This is a genomic window from Streptosporangium sp. DT93, assembly GCF_049844535.1.
GTDB lineage: Bacteria > Actinomycetota > Actinomycetes > Streptosporangiales > Streptosporangiaceae > Streptosporangium.
Window position 1 is genome coordinate 54,640 of record NZ_JBNCLF010000002.1, and the last position, 20,677, is coordinate 75,316.

At 73.7% G+C, this 20,677-nt stretch carries 5 protein-coding genes; all 5 read left to right on the forward strand.

The window, feature by feature from the left end:
- Nucleotide 1: 1 nt before the first annotated feature.
- The 5 genes from ACLQ2R_RS05610 to ACLQ2R_RS05630 all read left to right on the forward strand — a co-directional run bounded on the left by ACLQ2R_RS05610 (nucleotide 2) and on the right by ACLQ2R_RS05630 (nucleotide 20,654).
- Nucleotides 2-268 carry an acyl carrier protein gene (locus tag ACLQ2R_RS05610; RefSeq protein WP_425958228.1) on the forward strand — a complete coding sequence of 89 codons (267 nt, stop codon included), beginning with the start codon at nucleotides 2-4 and terminating at the stop codon, nucleotides 266-268.
- Complete coding sequence (locus ACLQ2R_RS05615; RefSeq protein ID WP_425958229.1) at nucleotides 265-2,676, forward strand: MMPL family transporter; 2,412 nt, start codon at nucleotides 265-267, stop codon at nucleotides 2,674-2,676. The genes ACLQ2R_RS05610 and ACLQ2R_RS05615 overlap by 4 nt, the downstream gene beginning before the upstream one ends.
- A 178-nt stretch (nucleotides 2,677-2,854) precedes the next feature.
- Complete coding sequence (locus ACLQ2R_RS05620) at nucleotides 2,855-16,174, forward strand: amino acid adenylation domain-containing protein (RefSeq protein ID WP_425958230.1); 13,320 nt, start codon at nucleotides 2,855-2,857, stop codon at nucleotides 16,172-16,174.
- Nucleotides 16,171-20,445 (forward strand): AMP-binding protein, encoded by a 4,275-nt coding sequence (locus tag ACLQ2R_RS05625; protein ID WP_425958231.1) that lies wholly within the window; start codon nucleotides 16,171-16,173, stop codon nucleotides 20,443-20,445. Before ACLQ2R_RS05620 ends, ACLQ2R_RS05625 begins: the two co-directional genes overlap by 4 nt.
- Entirely contained in the window at nucleotides 20,442-20,654 is a 213-nt protein-coding gene (locus ACLQ2R_RS05630; protein ID WP_425958232.1) for an MbtH family protein, read from the forward strand. The genes ACLQ2R_RS05625 and ACLQ2R_RS05630 overlap by 4 nt, the downstream gene beginning before the upstream one ends.
- Nucleotides 20,655-20,677 lie beyond the last annotated feature (23 nt).

Below are 20,677 nucleotides of genomic sequence, written 5' to 3' on the forward strand. Positions count from 1 at the left end.
CATGTCCGCCGACCCCGGCGCCGACCCGGAGGCCGTCCGCGGCTGGCTGACGGCCAGGGTCGCCTCCTACGTCGCGCGCCCGCCCGAGGAGATCGACCCGCTGGTGCCCATCGCCCGCTACGGCATGGACTCGGTCTACTCGCTCGGCCTCTGCGGCGACATCGAGGCCGAGTACGGGCTGGAGGTCGAGCCGACCCTCACCTGGGAGCACCCGACCGTCGCCGCCATCGCCGGCCACCTGCTGGTACGGCTGAGCGCGAGCCGGTGAGGGGAGCGGAAAGGTTCTCGGCGGCCGGGGCCGTCCTGGCCGGGCTGGTCTGCGGGCGGCGCACGAAGTGGGCGGTGCTGCTCGTCTGGGCGGGCGTCGTCGCGCTGGCCGGCCCCCTGGCCGGGCGGCTGGAGTCGGTGCAGAAGGACGACATCGCCGCCTACCTGCCCGCCGGCGCCGACTCCGCGCAGGCCGTCAGGCGCGTCCTGGGCATGCAGGGGGAGAACCTCTCCCCGGCGACGATCGTCTACGAGCGGCCCGGCGGCCTCGGCGCGGCCGACGACGCCGAGATCGCCAGGGACGTGAGGGCCCTCGCCGGGGTGCCCGGCGTGGTGGCCGAGATGGCCACCCCCACCGGCGGCAGGACCTTCTCCCGCGAGGAGTTCGAGAGGGAGCTCGCCCCCTACCGGGACGCGGAGGGACGGCTGCCGGAGCCGCTGCGGGCGGTCGAGCGGAAGTTCCACCCGCCCCGGCTCACCCGGACGGTCAGGCTGATCGCCACGCAGCGGTCCGCGGACGGCGAGGCCGTCCAGGTCGTGGTGATCGTCAAGGACCACGGCGGCAGGGAGACGGCCGGGACCGTCGACCGGATCCGCCGGGTCGTCGACGAGGGCCGCCCGGCCGGGCTGTCCGGGTACGTCACCGGCATGGTCGGCTTCCAGGCCGACGCGCTGGCGGTGTTCTCGACCGTGGACACCGACCTGCTGCTGGCCGCGCTGGGCGTGGCCGTGGTGGTGCTGCTGGTGACCTACCGCAGCGTCGTCCTGTGGCTCTTCCCGCTGGGCGCCGTACTGGCCGGGCTGGTCGTCGCGATGGCCGGCAACCAGGTGCTCGCCTCCGCTGGCGCGATCACGGTCAGCAGCGTGGCGGTCTCGCTGCTCATGGTCCTGGTGATCGGCGCCGGCACCGACTACGCGCTGCTCGTCGTCGCCCGCTACCGCGAGGAGCTGCGCGGGCACGCCGACCGGCACGAGGCCATGGCGACGGCGCTGCGCCGGGCCGGGCCCGCGGTGCTGGCGAGCGCCGCGACGGTGATCGCCGCGCTGCTCTGCCTGGTGGTGGCCGAGCTCACCTCCACCCGGGGGCTCGGCCCGGTCTCCGCCGTCGGCGTGGCGAGCGCGATGCTGGCCATGATGACCCTGCTGCCCGCCGTCATGGTGGTGTGCGGGCGCTGGATCTTCTGGCCGCTGGTCCCGCGCCACGACCCGGACGCCGTACGGCCACCCGCGGACCGCGGCCGGTGGGGCGCCCTGGGAGGCAGGATCCGGGCGAACCCCAGGCGGGTGTGGATCGTCACCGTCCTCGGCCTGTGCCTGTGCGCGTGCGGGCTGGTCTCCTACCGCGCGGGCGGGCTGGGCAACGCCGACGTCTTCCTCTCCCGGCCCGGCTCGGTCCTCGGCCAGGAGGCGGCGGAGCGGCACTTCCCCTCGGGCGCGGCCGACCCGGTCCAGGTGGTCGTCACCGAGCGCCACGTCAGGGACGTGGTCGTGGACGTCGCCCGGCGGCCCGAGGTCACCGCGATCACGCTGGGCTCGGCGGGCCGCGGCGACGTACTGCTCAACGTGAGCCTGCGCGCGTCCGCCGACGAGGAGGCCGGGCAGCGCGCGGTGCTCGCCCTGCGCGACCGGCTGCGGGCGATCGCCGCCCCCGACGTCAACGTGGGGGGCAACGTGGCGCTCGTCGCCGACCTGGAGCGGGGGGCGCGGCGGGACCGGGCGGTGATCATTCCGCTGGTGCTGCTGGTCGTCCTCGCGGTGCTGGCGCTGCTGCTGCGCGCGCTCGTCGCGCCGCTGCTGCTGCTGGCCACGGTGGTGCTGTCGTTCCTGGCCACGCTCGGTGTCAGCGCGCTGGTCTTCACCCACCTGTTCGGCTTCGCCGGGGTGGACCAGGGGTTCGCGCTGCTGGTCTTCGTCCTGCTGGTGGCGCTCGGCGTCGACTACAACATCTTCCTCATGCACCGCGTACGGGAGGAGGCCCACCGCCACAGCACGGCGCGCAGCGCGGTCCTGGGCCTGGGCGCCACCGGCGGCGTGATCACCTCCGCCGGGGCGGTGCTCGCCGGGACCTTCGCGGTGCTGGCGGTGCTCCCGCTGACGCAGACCGTCCAGCTCGCCTTCGCGGTGGCCGTGGGCGTGCTGCTGGACACGATGGTCGTCCGGTCGGTCCTGGTCACCGCGCTCACCCTGGACGTGGGCGACGCGGTCTGGTGGCCGGGCCGCCTGGCCAGGGGGACGCGCTGGTGGCACGGCGGGCCCGGCCCTTACCCGCGTCCGGGGCCGGGGGCGTCCGTCCGGCCGCGGGTGATGCTGCGGCCGCGACGGCTGGTGCGGCCGCGGGTGACGCTCGGTCCCGGCAGGGTCGTCCTGATGAAGCGCGAAAAAGTAGGAGGTGATTTTAGCGGTAATTGATAAAAGGCTTCATTGCTAGGTGGATCGCACGTGTGATTTACTTTCCGATAACAAAGTATGCAGATATGCGCACACAATGCGTTTCTGATTTCTAAGGTGCTGATACGCACCCATCAGGCATTTTTCCGCCGAGATGGAAAGCGTGGCGATGGTGTTCGGTACGAATTCCCCCCTGCCATTGTCCGCGGCGCAGAGTGGAATATGGGACGCCCAGCGGCTCATCCCCGGTGAACCGCTCCACATCGCCCAGTACATCGAGATCCACGGCCCCGTCGACCCCGCGCTCTTCGCCTCGGCCGTGCGGTTCGCCGCCGCCGAGGCCGACGCCCTGCACCTGAGGATCGCCGGCGGCGGGCAGGCGGCCGGGCAGGTCGTCGAGATGCGGGAGGTGCCCTGCCCGTTCCTCGACACCGGGGACGAGCGGGCCGCGCTGGACTGGATGCGGGCGGACCTGCGCTCGCCGTTCCGCGAGGACGACCTCGTGGCCACCGCCCTGTTCAGGATCGCCCCCGACCGCCACCTGTGGTACCTGCGCTGTCACCACGTCGTCATGGACGGCTACAGCGGGCCGATGATCGCCGCCCGCCTCGCCGAGGTCTACACCGCGCTGTCGGAGGCCCGCGACCCCGGCCCCGGGACCTTCGGGCCGCTGTCCGCCCTGCTGGAGGAGGACGCGGCCTACCGCGCCTCGGCCCGCTTCGAGGCCGACCGCCGCCACTGGCACGGCAGGCTCGCGGGGCTGACCTCGGTGCCCACCCTCCGCGCGGGCGGCGCCGGTGCCACGGGCGGTGCGGACATCGCGGGGAACGGGGGTGGCGCGGGTGTCACGGCGCGGTTCCACCGGCGTACCGGCACACCGGCCGAGCCGGACGCCGCCGCCCTCGCCGAGGCCGCGCTCGCGCACGGCACGTCCGTCCCCGGTCTCCTGATCGCCGCGGTCGCGGCCTTCGTGGGGCGCCTGAGCGGCTCCCCGGAGGCGGTTCTCGGGCTGGCCGTCCCGGCCAGGACCACGCCCGCCGCCCGGCACACCCCCGCCATGCTCTCCAACGTGCTCCCGCTCCGCCTGGACGTCCCGGCCCGGACGACCTTCGGGGACCTGGCCGCCCGGGTCAACCGGGAGGTCGGACGCCTGCTGATGCACCAGCGCTACCGGTACGAGGACCTGAGGCGGGAACTGCGCGCCACCCTGGGCGGGCGGCTGTTCGGGCCGGTCGTCAACATCATGCGCTCCGACCACGAGCTGAGCTTCGCCGGCCACCCCGCGTTCGCGCACCCGCTGCGCACCGGCCCGGTCGAGGACCTGTCGATCAACGTGTACGACGGCCCGGCCGGGCGCGGCGTCCGCGTCGACTTCGACGGCCACCCCGACCTGTACGCCGAGGCCGTGCTCGCCGACCACCACGACCGCTTCCTGCGCTTCCTGGCGCGCGCCGTCAAGGCCGGTCCCGGCGCACGTGTCGGCGCGGTGGACCTCCTCGACGAGCCCGAGCACGCGCTCCTGGCCGACTGGGGCGCCGCACCCCGCCACGTACCGCCCGGCACCGCCGTCTCCCTGTTCGAGGAGCGGGTACGGCGCGACCCCGGAGCCGTCGCCGTCGCCGCGGGGGACGTCGAGATCACCTACGCCGAGCTGAACGCGCGGGCCAACCGGCTGGCCCACCGCCTCCTCGCCCTGGGCGCCGGGCCCGAGCGATACGTCGGCCTGTCGGTGCCCCGCTCGCCGGACGCGGTCGTCGCGCTCGTCGGCATCCTCAAGTCCGGCTCCGCCTACCTGCCGCTGGACCCGGACAACCCGCCGGAGCGCCTGGGGACGATGCTCGCCGACGCCGCCCCGGCCGTCGTGGTCACCCGTACCGACGCCGGGCTGCGCCCGCCGCCGGGGACCGAGGTCGTCATGATGGACACCTGGACCGGAGACGGCCTGCCCGGCACCGACCCGGTGACCGGCCTGCTGCCGCACCACCCGGCCTACGTCGTCTACACCTCCGGCTCCACCGGCCGTCCCAAGGGCGTGGTGGTCACCCACGCGGGCCTGCCCGCGTTCGCGCGCACCGAGATCGACCGGTGCGCGGTGACGCCGGACAGCCGCGTCCTGCAGTTCGCCTCGACGGGGTTCGACGGGGCGGTGCTGGAGTGGCTGATGGCACTGTCGTCGGGCGCTGCGCTGCTGCCGGCGCCCGCCGGCGTGTATGGCGGCGAGCCGCTCGGCCGGTTCCTCGCGGAGGCGCGCGTCACGCACGCGTTCGTCACCCCGGCGGCGCTGGCGACCGTACCGGCCGGGGCTGCCGATACCGGAGCAGAGGTCGAAGCCGGAGGGGGTGCCGGAGCCGAAGGGGTGACCAGCGCCGGGGACGGGACCGGAGCCGAAGGGGTGACCAGCGCCGGGGACGGGACCGGAGCAGAGGCCGAAGCCGGAAGAGGAGTCGGAGGGGGTGCCGGAGCCGCGGCCGGGGGAGGGGCTGGGAACGGGGCCGGGCCGGACGCGGGAACCGGAGTTCTGCCGGATCTGCGGGTGCTGCTGGTCGGCGGTGAGGCGTGCCGTCCCGAACTGGTCCGCCGCTGGTCGGCCGGACGCCGGATGATCAACGTCTACGGTCCGACCGAGACCACCGTCGCCGTCACCCTCGGCGACCCCCTCGCCTTCCCCGGCGACACCCCGATCGGCCGTCCGGTCCACGACGCCCGCCTGCGGGTGCTCGACGCCGGGCTGCGTCCCGTCCCGCCCGGCCGGGTCGGGGAACTGTACGTGTCGGGGCCGAGCCTGGCCCGCGGATACCTGAACCGGCCAGGACTGACCGCCGAGCGGTTCGTCGCCGACCCCTACGAGCCGGGCGAGCGGATGTACCGTACCGGCGACCTGGTCGCCTGGGACGCCGACGGGCAGTTGCGGTACGCCGGCCGTGCCGACCGGCAGGTGAAGATCCGTGGTTTCCGCATCGAACCGGGCGAGATCGAGGCTGTCCTCGCCGCCCATCCCGGTGTCGGCCAGGCGGTGGTGCTGGCCCGCAGCGACCCGGACGGCCGGGCCCGCCCCGGGCCGGACCCTGAGCCGGACTCGCACTCGGACTCGGACCCTGAGCCGGGCTCGGAGAGCGGGACCGGGGCGGGCCTGCGGCTGGTCGCGTACGTGACAGGCGACGCGGAGGCCGACGACCTTCGCGTTCACCTGAGGCGGTCCCTGCCCGAGTACATGGTGCCCGCCGCGATCGTGGCGCTGGACGCGATGCCGCTGACCGTCAACGGCAAGGTCGACCGGCACGCCCTGCCCGCCCCCGGCCAGGAGGCCCGCGGGGCGGCGGTCTCCGGCCGGGAGCCGCTGAACGATCGGGAGCGCCTGCTGACCGGGCTGTTCGCGGAGGTGCTCGGCCTGTCCCGGGCCGGTGCCGACGACGGCTTCTTCGACCTGGGCGGCGACAGCATCCTGGCCATCGGCCTCGTCTCCCGGGCCCGCGAGGCCGGGCTCGTCCTCACCCCCCGGCAGGTCTTCCGGCACCAGACCCCGGAGGCCCTCGCGCTCGTCGCGGAGGAGACGGCCGCCGGAGCGGAACTTGCGGACGTGGACGGCGCGGACGGCGTGGGCGGTCGCGGTGGCGTACGTGGTCCCAGCGGTGTGGGCGGTCCCGGTGCTCCGAGCGGTGTGGGGGGTCTGAGCGGTTTCGGTGGTGTGGGCGCTTTGGGGGGCGCAGGCGGTCCGGGGGGTGCAGGCGGCCCGGGGGGGCCGGGTGGTCCGGGTGGTCCGGGTGGGCAGGTCGGGGAGCGCAGCGGAGCCGTCGTTCCGACACCGATCGTCGCCTGGCTCGCCGAGGACGGCGGGCCGATCGGCGGGTTCGGGCAGAGCGTGCTGCTCCGGGTGCCCCCGGGTCTCGGTCTCGCCCGCCTGACGACCGCGCTCCAGGCCGTACTGGACCACCACGACGCGCTGAGGCTCAGGACGTCCGCGCCCACGCGGGAACGCGGGACGCCGGAACTGGAGATCACCGCGCCCGGGACGGTCCGGGCCGCGGACTGCGTGCGCCGGGTGACGGTCTCCGACGGGCTTGACGCGGTGGTCGTGCGGGAGAGGGAGCGCGTCAGGGGGGAACTGGACCCCGGGGCCGGGCGCATGGTGCGGGTCGTCTGGTTCGACGCCGGGCCCGAGCGGTCCGGACGGCTCCTGCTGACCGTCCACCACCTGGCGGTCGACGGCGTCTCCTGGCGCATCCTGCTGCCCGACCTTCTCACGGCCTGGAGCGCCGCCGGGAAGAACGCGCCCGTACGGCTTCCCGCGCCCACCACCCCCTTCCGTACCTGGGCGCGCCTGCTCGGGGAGGAGGCCCTGAACCCGGAGCGGGTGGCCGACCTGCCCGCCTGGACCGCGCTGCTGTCCCCGTCACCGGAACGGCGCCGGGAGCACCGCGAACACGGGAAGCACCTGGAGCACGGGAAGCACCGGGAGGCGGACCGGCCCGGGCGGGGGACGTGGGGCGGGCGCCGGGAGACGGTCGTGGAGATCCCCGCCGAGGTGACGGGTGCGCTGCTGGGCAGGGTGGCCGCGGCCTTCCACGCGCGGCCCGACGAGGTGCTGCTCGCCGGGCTCGGGGCGGCGGTCGCCAGGTGGAGCGGGCGGCGGTCCGTCCTGCTCGACCTGGAGGGACACGGCCGCCACGAGTTCCTCCCCGGTGTGGACCTGTCGAGGACCGTGGGCTGGTTCACCACCGTGTACCCGGTCAGGATCGACGCCGGTCCCCTCGACTGGGCCGACCTGGCGCGCGGCGGGCAGGCCGCGGGGCAGGCCGTCAAACGGGTGAAGGAACAGCTCCGGGCCCTTCCCGACCCGCTGGGCCACGGCCTGCTGCGCCACCTCAACCCGGACACCGCCCCGGTGCTCGCCGCCCTGCCCCGGCCGGAGATCGGCTTCAACTACCTCGGCCGGATCACCTCCTCGGGCGGGGACTGGGAGCCGGTCGCCGAAGGGCTGTCCGGCGGGTGGGACACCGGCGCCCCGCTGAGGCACGGCATCCAGATCGACGCGATCGCCGTCGGTGACGTCCTGCGCGTCACCTGGACCTGGGACCCCGCGCGCCACGCCGACGAGGCGGTCGACGAGCTGGCCGCGTCCTGGGCCGAGGCGCTGACCGGCATCTCCCGGCACACCGGGGGCGGGCTCACCCCCTGCGACGTCATGGCCCCGCTCACCCAGGACGACCTCGACGACCTCGACGACCTCGACGAGCTCGGCCCCGGAGCCGAGGACGTCTGGCCGCTCACCCCGCTCCAGCGCGGCCTGTTCTTCCACTCCCTGCTGGAAACGGACGTCTACACCTCCCAGCTCGTCCTCGATCTCACCGGCCCCCTCGACACGGCACGCCTGCGGGCCGCAGCCGAACGCCTGATCCGCAGGCACCCCAACCTGCGGGTGTCGTTCCGGCAGGGGGCCGGTGGGGAGCCGGTTCAGGTGGTGCACCGGCGGGTGGAGGTCCCGTGGCGGGAGGTGACGGGGACCGGTGCGGGGACCGGCGTGAAGACGGGTGCGGGGACCGGTGTGGAGGTCGGTGCGAGGGGTGGTTCGGGGATCGGCGGGGCGTCCGGTGGTGAGGGGGTGGCGGCAGCGGACGCGGAGGCGGTCGCCGCCGAGGAGCGGTCGCGCCGGTTCGATCTGTCGTGCCCGCCGTTGGTGCGGTTCGCGGTGGTGCGGTTGGGTGCGGAGCGATATCGGTTGGTGGTGACCAACCATCACATTCTGCTGGACGGGTGGTCGACGCCGTTGCTGGCGGCCGAGCTGTTCGCGTTGTACTCGGGTGGCGAGCCCGCTGTGGCACCTCCGTACCGGGAGCATCTGGCCTGGCTGGCACGCCAGGACGGCGAGGCCGCGCGCCGGGCCTGGGACCACGCGCTGGACGGCTTCGACGAGCCCGCGTTCGTCGCGCCGCACGCCCCGGCCACGCCGGTCGCGCCCGCCCGGGTGACCGCCGAGCTCGACGCCTCCGGCACCCGCGCGCTGCACGCCCTGGCCCGCGCGCACTCCACCACGCTCAACACCGTCGCGCAGGCCGCCTTCGCCCTGCTGCTCGGCCGGATGACCGGCCGTGACGACGTCGTCTTCGGCGGTACGGTCTCCGGCCGCCCGCCCGAACTGCCCGGCGTGGAACGCATGATCGGCCTGTTCGTCAACACCCTGCCGGTCCGGGTACGGCTCCACCCCGCCGAGACCGTGGGTGACCTGCTGCGCAGGATCCACGACGAGCAGGCGGAACTGCTGCCGTACCACCACGTCGGGCTGACCGAGATCCGGCGCGGTCCGCTGTTCGACGCGCTGCTGGTGATGGAGAACTACCCCCTGGACTCCCGTACGGCCGTCGGCGATCTCGTGCTGACCGGGGCCGACGTCGCCGACGCGACGCACTACCCGATCACCGTGCTGGTGGTGCCCGGGGACGTGCTCCGCCTGCGGCTCCAGTACCGGCCCGACGTGATCACCGAGACCGAGGCCGCGGCCCTGCTGGAGCGCTTCCGCTACCTGCTCGCCGAACTGGCCGCCGCCCCCGGCACCGCCGTCGGCCGCCTCACGGGACTCCCGCCCGGCGAGCGCGACCCCGTGCCGCGCCACGGGAACGGCGCGACGGTGGCCGTCCCCGCCACCACGCTCGCCGCCCTGTTCGAGGCGCAGGTGGCCCGGACACCGGACACCACCGCGCTGGTGTACGAGGGGGAGGAGCTGAGCTACGCCGAGCTCAACGCGCGGGCCAACCGGCTGGCCCGGCTGATGGCGGCCGAGCACGGGGTCGGGCCGGAGACGGTCGTCGCGCTGCTGCTGCCCAGGTCGGCGGACCTGCTGGTCGCCGTGTACGCGGTCGTCAAGGCGGGGGGCGCGTACCTGCCGGTGGATCCCGACCTCCCGGCGGCGCGCGTCACCTCGATGCTCGCCGACGCCCGTCCGGTGCTGGTGGTGGACTCCGGCTGGTTGTCCGGGGTGGACGTGTCGGGGTACGCGGACGCGGATCCGGTGCTTCGGGTGGCCGCGGGTCATCCGGCGTATGTGATCTACACGTCGGGGTCGACCGGGCGGCCCAAGGGCGTCGTCGTCACCCATGGCGCGATCGTCAACCGGCTGCTCTGGGCGCAGTCGGAGTATCGGCTGGGTCCCGGCGACCGTGTCCTGCAGAAGACCCCGGCCGGGTTCGACGTCTCGGTCTGGGAGCTCTTCTGGCCGTTGCAGACCGGCGCCACCCTGGTCGTGGCCAGGCCCGACGGGCACCGGGACCCGTCCTACCTCGCCGGGATCGTCGCGTCCGAGCGGATCACGGTCCTGCACTTCGTCCCGTCCATGCTGGCCGCGTTCCTGGAGGCGCTTCCGGGGGAGGGGGTCGCGACCCGGTCTGGTGGTGTACCGGAGCCGTCCGCGGGCGGGCGTAGGACCCTCGGCGCGGGGGGTGTGGCGGGGGCGCTCCGGTTCGTCGTCTGCAGCGGGGAGGCCCTGCCCCCGGCCCTCGCCGACGAGGCGGTGACCCGGCTGGGCGTGCCGGTGTACAACCTCTACGGGCCCACCGAGGCCGCGGTGGACGTCACCTTCTGGGAGCACCGCCCCGACCCGGACGCGACGACCGTGCCGATCGGCCGGCCGGTCTGGAACACCCGGCTGTACGTGCTGGACCGGTGGCTGCGTCCGGTGCCGGACGGGGCCGAGGGGGAGCTCTACCTGGCGGGCGACCAGCTCGCCCGGGGGTATCTGGGGCGGGCGGGGTTGACGGGGGAGCGTTTTGTGGCGTGTCCGTTCGGTGGGGTGGGTGGGCGGATGTATCGGTCGGGGGATGTGGTGCGGTGGCGTTCTGGGGGTGTTTTGGGTGGTGGGGGTGGGGTGTTGGAGTTTGTGGGTCGGGTGGATGAGCAGGTGAAGGTGCGGGGTTTTCGGGTGGAGTTGGGTGAGGTGGAGGTGGTGGTGGGGGGGTGTGTGGGGGTGTCGCGGTGTGTGGTGGTGGTGCGTGAGGATCGGGTGGGGGATCGGCGGTTGGTGGCGTATGTGGTGGCGGTTTCTGGGGTGGTGGTGGATGGGGGTGAGGTTCGGCGTCGGGTGGGTGAGGTGTTGCCGGGGTACATGGTGCCGTCGGTGGTGGTGGTGGTCGAGTCGTTGCCGGTGACGCGGAACGGGAAGCTGGACCGGGCGGCTCTCCCGGCTCCCGACGCCTCGGGAGCGACCCCGGGGCAGGAGGCCCGGTCACCGGTGGAGGAGATCCTGTGCGGGGTGTTCGCGCAGGTCCTCGGCACCGGCGACCTGGGGGTGAACGACGGGTTCTTCGACGTCGGCGGGGACTCGCTGCTGGCGATGCGGCTGGTGAGCCGGGTCCGGTCGGTGCTGGGGGCCGAGATCTCGGTCCGTGACGTGTTCGAGGCGCCGACCCCGGGATGGCTGGCGGCGCGGATCCGGGAGAGCAGGACCGGGCGTGAACGTCCCCCGTTGGTGGCGGGGCCGCGTCCGGAGACGGTGCCGTTGTCGTCGGGGCAGCGGAGGCTGTGGTTCCTGAACCGGCTGGAGCCCGGATCGGCCGCGTACAACATGCCGGTGGCGCTGCGGCTGTCCGGCCCGGTGGACGTGGGGGCGTTGCGGGCGGCGCTCGCGGATGTCGTCGGGCGGCACGAGAGCCTGCGGACGGTGTTCCCCGAGCGGGACGGGGAGGCGCGCCAGCACGTCCTCGACACCGTCGAGGTGCCGTTCGAGCGGGTTCGCGCCGGGGACGCCGGACCGGACGAGGCGCTGCGGGTCTTCGCCGGGCGCGGGTTCGACCTGGCCACGGAGCCGCCGTTGCGCGTCGGGCTGTTCGACACGGGACCCGGCGAGCACCTGCTCGTCCTGGTGTTGCATCACATCGCGGGTGATGGGTGGTCGATGGCGCCGTTGGCGCGGGATGTGGTGGTGGCGTACGCGGCGCGGGTGGGGGGTGGGGTGCCGTCGTTCGTGGCGTTGCCGGTGCAGTACGCCGATTACGCGTTGTGGCAGCGGGAGGTGCTGGGGCGGGAGTCGGATGGGGGGAGTGTGGCGGGTGAGCAGGTGGCGTTCTGGCGGGAGCGGTTGGCGGGGTTGCCCGAGCAGGTGTCGTTGCCGGTTGATCGTCCCCGTCCGGCGGTCGCCTCCCACCGGGGTGGGTCGGTTCCGGTGGTCGTCGCGGCCGGGACGCATCGGCGCTTGGTGGCGTTGGCGCGGCAGAGTGGTGCGACGTTGTTCATGGTGGTGCAGGCGGGGTTGGCGGCGTTGCTGACGCGGTTGGGTGCGGGCGAGGACGTCCCGATCGGTACTCCCGTGGCGGGCCGTACGGACACCACGTTGGAGGATCTGGTGGGGGTGTTCGTGAACACGGTGGTGTTGCGGACGTGGACGGGTGGTGATCCGGGGTTTTCGGAGTTGGTGGGGCGGGTGCGGGAGGTGGATCTGGCGGCGTATGCGCATCAGGATCTGCCGTTCGAGCGGTTGGTGGAGGTGTTGGCTCCGGCGCGTTCGATGGCCCGTCACCCCCTGTTCCAGGTGATGCTCGTCTTCCAGAACAACCCCGCCCCGGTCCTCCGGGTCGACGGCCTGACCATCACGCGCGAACCGCTGGAGACGGGCGTCGCCAAGTTCGACCTGCTGCTCTCCCTGACCGAGTCCGACGAGGGCCTGACCGGCACCCTCGAATACGCCGCCGACCTGTTCGACCGGGTGACGGCGGAGAGCGTCGTGGCTCGTCTGGTGCGGTTGCTGGAGGCGGTGGCGGCCGATCCGGGGGTGCGGTTGAGCGAGATCGACCTGCTCGGCGCCGAGGAGCGCCGCACGATCCTGGAGGAATGGTCGGGCACGGCCGCGCCTCCGGGTGTCCCCGCGACCCTCGTCGAGGAGTTCGAGGCGCAGGTGGCGCGGTCGCCGCATGCGGTGGCGGTGGTGTGTGGGGGGGTGGAGGTGTCGTATGGGGAGTTGGATGCGCGGGCGGGGGAGTTGGCGGGGGTGTTGGTGGGGGCGGGGGTGGGTCCGGAGTGTTTCGTTGCGGTGGTGGTGTCGCGGTCGGTGGAGTTGGTGGTGGCGATCGTGGGGGTGGTGAAGGCGGGGGGTGCGTATGTGCCGGTGGATCCGTCGACTCCGGTGGAGCGGGTGGGGCGCATCGTGGCGGACGCCGCCCCGCTGCTGGCGGTGACGTGCGAGGAGCTGGAGCATCTGCTGCCCCCCGGTCTGCCCAGGGTGAGGGTCGACCGTGCCCGTTCGGTGGTCACCGGTCTCGGTGATGCTGTTCCCGGTGATGCTGTGAGGGGGTCGGGGACGGCGGTGGCGCGTTCCGGCTCATCGGTGGGCCGTGGGCGGGTGTTGGCGGAGCATCCGGCGTATGTGGTGTTCACGTCGGGGTCGACGGGGCGTCCGAAGGGTGTGGTGGTGGCGCAGGGGAGTGTGACGTGGTTGGTGGGGTGGGCGCGGGGATGGTTCGGTTTTGACGAGGTGGATGTGTGGTCGTTGTTTCATTCGTGTGGGTTTGATTTTTCGGTGTGGGAGTTGTGGGGGGCGTTGTTGTCGGGGGGGCGGGTGGTGGTGGTGTCGTTCGAGGTGAGTCGGTCTCCGGGGGAGTTTGTGGGGGTGTTGGCGCGGGAGGGGGTGACGGTGGTGAGTCAGACGCCGTCGGCTTTTTATCAGTTGGTGGCGGCCGAACGTGAGTGGGACGGGCCGGATCTGGCGGTGCGGCACGTGGTGTTCGGTGGTGAGGCGCTGGATGTGAGCAGGGCCGCCGAATGGTACGGGCGCGGGATCTCCCTGGTGAACATGTACGGCATCACCGAGACGACCGTGCACGTGACGTACGCGGAGCTCGATGAGAAAAGCCCGCCGGGATTCATCGGGGTGGGGATTCCGGGGGTGCGGTTGTTCGTGCTGGATGGTTTTTTGCGGCCTGTTCCGGTGGGGGTGGCGGGGGAGTTGTATGTGGCGGGTGCGGGGGTGGGGCGGGGTTATGTGGGGCGGGCGGGGTTGACGGCGGAGCGGTTTGTGGCGTGTCCGTTCGGGGTGGTGGGTGGGCGGATGTATCGGTCGGGGGATGTGGTGCGGTGGTGTCGTGGGGGTGGGCTGGAGTATGTGGGTCGGGTGGATGAGCAGGTGAAGGTGCGGGGGTTTCGGATTGAGCTGGGTGAGGTGGAGGGGGTGTTGGCGGGTCATCCGGGGGTGGGGGATGTGGCGGTGGTGGTGCGGGAGGATCGGCCTGGGGAGCGGCGCCTGGTCGCCTACGTCGTCCCGGCCGTGACGGACCGGGAGGACGGGCGGCCGGTGACCGGGGTGGACGCGGGGGTGTTGCGGCGGTTCGCGGGGGAGGTGTTGCCGGGGTACATGGTGCCGTCGGTGGTGGTGGTGGGGTCGTTGCCGTTGACGGGGAATGGGAAGTTGGATCGGGCGGCGTTGCCGGTGCCGGGTGATGGGGGTGTGGGGTCGTCGGCTGGGGATGCGGGTGGGGTGCCGGGTGGGGGTGAGGGGGTGTCGGTGCGGGAGGGGGTGTTGTGTGGGTTGTTCGCGGAGGTGTTGGGGGTTTCGGGGGTGGGGGTGGATGAGGGGTTTTTCGATCTGGGTGGGGACAGCATCGTGGCGATTCGGTTGGTGGCGCGGGCGCGTGGGGTGGGGTTGGTGTTCTCGCCTCGGGATGTGTTTCGGTTTCAGAGTGTTCGGGAGTTGGCGGCGGTGGCGGTTGCGGAGGGGCCGGGTGGGGGGGAGGCGGAGGGTGCGGGGACGGGGTGGTTCCCCGAAACCCCGATCATGGCGTGGTTGCGTGATCTGTCCGGGCCGACCGAGGGTTTCAGCCAGACGGTGGTGCTTCAGGTGCCGCCGGGGTTGGGGTTGGGGCGGCTGACGGCGGCGGTGCAGGCGGTGGTGGATCACCATGACGTGTTGCGGGTGCGTCTGACGTCGGGGGGTGGGTGTGAGGTGGTGGCGCGGGGGGCGGTCGAGGCGGCCGGGTGCGTGCGACGGGTGACGGCGTTCGAGGAGGTGACGGCGTTCGGTGTGCAGGGGAAGCCGGGAGAGACCGGGGGGGCCGCGCTGTCACGGGATGTCGAGCCGGCTGAGGTGACCGAAACGTCCGGCACGCTTCGGGGGGGCGAGGTGTCGGAGGAGGTCATGGCGGGGGTGGTGGTGCGGGAGGCGGCGATCTCGCGAAGGGAGCTGGATCCGGGGGCGGGCCGGGTGGTGCGGGTGGTGTGGGTCGATGCCGGGCCGGGGGTGTCGGGGCGGTTGGTGGTGACGGTGCATCACCTGGCGGTGGACGGGGTGTCGTGGCGCATCCTGCTGCCCGACCTGTTCACCGCATGGAACGCCACCTCCGAGGAGACCGCGCCAGAGGAGACCGCGCCAGAGGGGGCCGCGTCAGAGGGGGCGGCGCCGGAGAAGGACGCGGCGGCGACGGCCGATCCGCGAACGGCGCTGGAGCCGGTACGCACTTCGTTCCGGACCTGGGCGCACCGCCTGCGCGAGGAGGCCCCCGCCCGGATCGGCGAGCTCGACCACTGGCTTCGTACCCTCGGCGACGAGAGCGACCAAAGCGCCGAGGCCGACGAGAGCGGCGAGGCCAGGAAGAGTGACGAGGCAGGAAAGAGCGGTGAGACCGGGCAGGGTGGCGAGGCCAGGAAGAACGGTGAGGGCGGGCAGGGCAGTGAGACCGGGCAGGGCGGCAGGGCCGGGAAGGGCGGCGAGGCGGGGAGAAGTGGTGGTGGGAGGCGGATGGACCCGTCCAGGGACGCCTTCGCCGGTCAGCTTCACCTCACGATGGAGCTCCCGCCCGACGTCACCGTTCCGCTGCTGACCCGCCTCCCGGCGGCGTTCCACGGCCGCGTCAACGACGTGCTGCTCGCCGGGCTCGCCCTGGCCGTGAGCCGCTGTACCGGACGGCGGGAGGTCGTCCTGGACCTGGAGGGACACGGACGCCACGAACTCTCCCCGGACATGGACCTGTCCAGGACCGTGGGCTGGTTCACCTCCATCCACCCCGTCCGGCTCGACCCCGGCCCGGCCGACTGGTCCGACCTCTCCGGCCCGACCGCCGCACGGGCCGTCAAGCGGGTCAAGGAACAGCTCCGCGCGACTCCGGGCGACGGTCTCGGGTACGGGCTGCTCCGCTACCTCGACCCGGTCGCCGGACCACGACTGGCCCGATGTCCCGTACCTGAACTGGCCTTCAACTACCTCGGCAGGGTCGAGGCCGCCACCGGCGCCGACTGGTCCCCCGCGCCGGAGGCGGAGACGGTGGGCGGTCACGCGGCGAACCTCGCGCTCCCGCACGCGCTTGAGGTCAACGCCGTCACCAGGGACCTGCCCGACGGGCCCCGTCTCCAGGCGACCTGGTCGTGGGCGGGACGGCTGTACACCCTGGAGCAGGTCACGGAACTGGCCGAGGCGTGGTTCACCGCGCTCACCGGCCTGTCCCGGCACACCGGTGGCGGCCTGACCCCGTCGGATCTGCTGATCCCCCTCGACCAGGAGGAGATCGACGCGTTCGCGGCCGAACTCGACGCGGAGTGGAGTGCACGGTGAGCCAGCTCGAGGACATCCTGCCGTTGTCGCCGTTGCAGCAGGGCCTGTTCTTCCACGCCCTGTTCGACGAGGCGGCGCCCGACGTCTACACCGCACAGCTCGTCCTGGAACTGGCGGGTCCCCTCGACGTCCCCGCGCTGCGGGACGCGGCCTCCCGGCTGATCCACCGCCATGCCAACCTGCGGGTGTCGTTCCGGCAGCGAGCCGGTGGGGAGCCGGTGCAACTGGTGCACCGGCGGGTGGAGGTCCCGTGGCGGGAGGTGACGGGGACCGGCGCGGGGACCGGCGTGAAGACGAGTGCGGGGACCGGCGTGGAGACCGGCGCGAGGGATGGTGCGCGGATCGGCGCGCAGGCCGATGGCGGGGGAGCGCCGGACGCGGACGCGAACGCGGTCGCGGCTGAGGAGCGGTCGCGCCGGTTCGATCTGTCGTGCCCGCCTTTGATGCGGTTCGCGGTGGTGCGGTTGGGTGCGGAGCGATATCGGTTGGTGGTGACCAACCATCACATTCTGCTGGACGGGTGGTCGACGCCGTTGCTGGCGGCCGAGCTGTTCGCGTTGTACTCGGGTGGCGAGCCCGCTGTGGCACCTCCGTACCGGGAGCATCTGGCCTGGCTGGCCCGTCAGGACCGTTCCGCCGCCGCGCGGGCGTGGTGCCGCGCCCTGGACGGGACCGACGGGCCGACCCTCGTCGCCCCCGATCTCGACTCCCGTCCGCCGATGAACCCGGGGAGCGTCCGGGCGCGTCTCGGGGAGGATCTCACCGGCCGTCTCACCTCCGCCCTGCGTGCCCGCTCGCTCACCCTGAACACGGCCGTCCAGGGCGCCTGGGCGATCGTCCTCGCCGAGCTGACCGGCCGTGACGACGTCGTCTTCGGCGGTACGGTCTCCGGCCGCCCGCCCGAGCTGCCCGGCGTGGAACGCATGATCGGCCTGTTCGTCAACACCCTGCCGGTCCGGGTACGGCTCCACCCCGCCGAGACCCTGGCCGGCCTGCTCGGGCGCCTCCAGGCGGAGCAGTCCGACCTGCTCCCCCACCACCATCTGGGACTGGCCGACATCCAGCGCGCCTGCGGGATCGGACGGCTCTTCGACACCATGACGGTCCTGGAGAACTACCCCCTGGACATCGCCGCGCTGGGCGCCGGGGTGGGAACCGGGGCCGTGACGGAACGGGGGAGAGGGGAGGCGACGGACCCTGCGACGGAACCCGGAACGAAGCCGACGACGCGACCCGGCACGGGAGCGGGCACCCGGGCGGGGGACGGGCCACGGCTCATGGGCGTGTCGGGCACCGACGCCACCCACTACCCGCTCGCCCTGGCCGTCGTCCCGGGCGAACGGCTCTCCCTGCGGCTCGACCACCGCCCCGACGTGGTCTCCCGCGCCGGCGCCCTGCGCGTCCTGAACCGGCTCACCCGGCTCCTCAAGGCCCTGGCCGCCGATCCCGGGCTGCCGCTCGCCCGGCTCGACCTGCTCGCCGCCGACGAGCGCGCCAGGATCCTGCACGAGTGGAACAGCGATCCGGCCGCCCCCGGTCCCGGCTCCGACCTTCGCCCCGGTCCCGACCCCGGCCGCGTCCCCGGTTCCGGTTCCGGAGCCCGCCGTCCTTCCACGACGGCGACGGGCGTCGCCCCCCGGGCCGGGGCGACGATCGCGGAGGTCTTCGCCGGCCAGGTGGAACGGGACCCGGACGCCGAGGCCGTCGTCGGGGACGGCGTCCGCCTCACCTACGCCGAGCTGGACCGCCGGGCCGACCTGCTGGCGCGCCGGCTGGCCGAGCTGGGCGTACGGTCCGAGACGCCGGTCGCGGTCCTGCTCGGACGGTCCGCCGACGTGGTGGTGGCGACCCTGGCCGTGGTCAAGGCCATGGGGGCGTACGTCCCGATCCATCACGGTCATCCGCCCGCCCGGATGAGCTGGGTGATGGCCGACACCGGTGCCCCCGTGCTGGTCACCGACCGCGAGCCCGGTTTCGACCACACCGCCACGGTGATCGGCGTGGACGGTGATCCCTGGGCGACTCCTCACCGGCCCGAGGAGCCCGAGACGTCCGAGGAGCCCGCGAAGCCCGAGAGATCCGAGAGATCCGAGGAGCCCGGGACGTCCGAAGCGTCCGGGACGACGGCACCCGCGACGGAGACGCCCGCCCAGGAGAAGCCCACGACGACGGCACCCGCCACTGACGGACCCGCGACGGAGACGCCCGCAACCGGGACGCCCGCCCGGGCCCACCCCGAGCATCTCGCCTACGTCGCCTACACCTCCGGCTCGACGGGCATCCCCAAGGGAGTCGGCGTGCGCCAGCGCGACGTCGTCGCCCTGGCCGCCGACCGCAGGTGGGTGTCACGCCACCGGCGGGTGGTGATGCACTCGCCGTACGCCTTCGACGCCTCCACCTACGAGATCTGGGTGCCGCTGCTCAACGGCGGCACGGTCGTCGTCGCGCCGCCCGGGGAGCTGGGCCCGGCCGGGCTCGCCGGGATCGTCGCGCGGCACCGGCCGACCGCCCTGTTCATCACCACCGCCCTGTTCAACGTGGTCGCGCAGGAGGCGCCGGAGACGTTCGCGCCGCTGGAGGAGGTCCTCACCGGTGGCGAGGCGGCCTCGGCGGCGGCCGTGCGCGCCGTGTCGGCGGCCTGCCCGGACACGGTGCTCGGCCACGTCTACGGCCCCACCGAGACCACCACGTACGCGACCTGCCACACCGTCTCCCGGGCCGGCGCGGACGCGCCGCCCATCGGGCGGGCCATGGACGGCAGGCGGGCGTACGTGCTGGACCGCTTCCTGCGGCCGGTGCCCGCCGGGACGCCAGGGGAGCTGTACCTGGCGGGCGCGGGACTGGCCCGCGGCTACCTCGGCCGTCCCGGCCTGACCGCGGAGAGGTTCGTCGCCTGCCCGTACGGCGGGCGGATGTACCGGACCGGGGACCTGGTGAGGTGGTCGGCCGGCGGCGAGCTGGAGTACCTGGCGCGCGCCGACCGCCAGGTGAAGATCCGGGGGTTCCGGATCGAGCCCGCCGAGATCGAGGCGGCGCTGGCCCGGCACCCGGGGGCCGGGCAGGTGGCCGTGGTCGTCAGGGAGCGCCGCCTGCTCGCCTACGTGACCGGCCCGGCCGAGCCAGGGGAGCTGCGCCGGTTCGCCGGGGACACGCTCCCCGAGTACATGGTGCCCGCCTCGGTGATCGGCCTGGACGCGCTGCCGCTCACCGCGAACGGGAAGGTCGACCGGACGGCCCTGCCCGACCCCGGCGTCCCGGCCCCCGGGCGTGACCCCCGCACGCCCGCGGAGGGGCTCTGGTGCCGCCTGTTCGCCCAGGTGCTCGGCCTGGAGCGGGCCGGGGCCGACGACGGCTTCTTCGACCTGGGCGGCGACAGCATCGCGGTGCTCCGGCTGGTGTCGCTGGCCGCGCGGGAGGGGGCGGTGATCAGCCCGCGCGAGGTGTTCGCCCACCGGACCGCCGAGGCGCTCGCCCGCGCGGGCGAGCGCGCCGGGCGGGAGGAGGAGGCCGGGGGGCTGGAGACGCTGCTCGCGCTGCGTACCTCGGGATCGCGCCCGCCGCTGTTCTGCGTGCACCCCGGCGCCGGCCTCGGCTGGCCGTACGCGGGACTGCTGCGCCACCTCGGCCCGGACCAGCCGCTGTACGCCCTGCAGGCCAGGGCGCTGACCGAGCCCGGCTACACGGCCCCGTCGATCGAGGCGATGGCCGTGGACTACCTGGAGCGCCTGCGCGAGGTCAGGTCGCACGGGCCGTACCGGCTGGCGGGCTGGTCCATGGGAGGCCTGGTCGCCCACGCGATGGCGGTGCGGCTGCGCGAGCGCGGCGAGCGGGTCGCGCTGCTGGCGCTGCTCGACGCCTACCCCGGGCGGAGGATCGACGCGGACGGGCGCGACGTCCGGTCCGAGCTGCTGGCCGCCGTCGGCTACGACGGTCCCGCCGAGATCGCCGACATCGGCGACGTCGCCGCGTTCCTGCGCGGCATGGGCGGCCCGTACGCGACCCTGGACGAGCGGACACTGCGAGGTGTCTACCGCAACTACGCCAACGGTGTGAAAATCTCCGGGGAGTACGTGCCACGGCCGTTCGACGGCGACGTGCTCTTCGTGACCGCGGCGCACGGCCGGAAGGAGGGCGACCCCACGGCCGCGGACTGGAAGCCGTACGTCCGGGGCGCCGTCGACGAACGCACGGTCGCCTGCGACCATTCCAGCATGTTGAACCCCGGGCCCATCGCGGAGATCGCCGCGTTTCTCAGAGAGGACCAGGAATGAGCACCAACCCCTTCGAGGACCCCGACGGCGTCTACCTGGCGCTGGTCAACGACGAGGGACAGTACTCCCTCTGGCCCGCCTGGTCGGAGGTCCCGGCCGGCTGGACCGTCGCCTTCGGCGAGGACACCCGGCAGGCGTGCCTGGAGTACATCGAGACCAACTGGACCGACATGCGGCCCAACAGCCTGATCAGGGCCATGGGGCAGTGAGCGGGCGCACCCGGGGGGAGCTC

What these genes read in the sequence shown, in the direction of transcription:
- ACLQ2R_RS05630 (WP_425958232.1), top strand. Translation starts at nt 20,442, where the DNA reads ATGAGCACCAACCCCTTCGAGGACCCCGACGGCGTCTACCTGGCGCTG.
- ACLQ2R_RS05610 (WP_425958228.1), top strand. Translation starts at nt 2, where the DNA reads ATGTCCGCCGACCCCGGCGCCGACCCGGAGGCCGTCCGCGGCTGGCTG.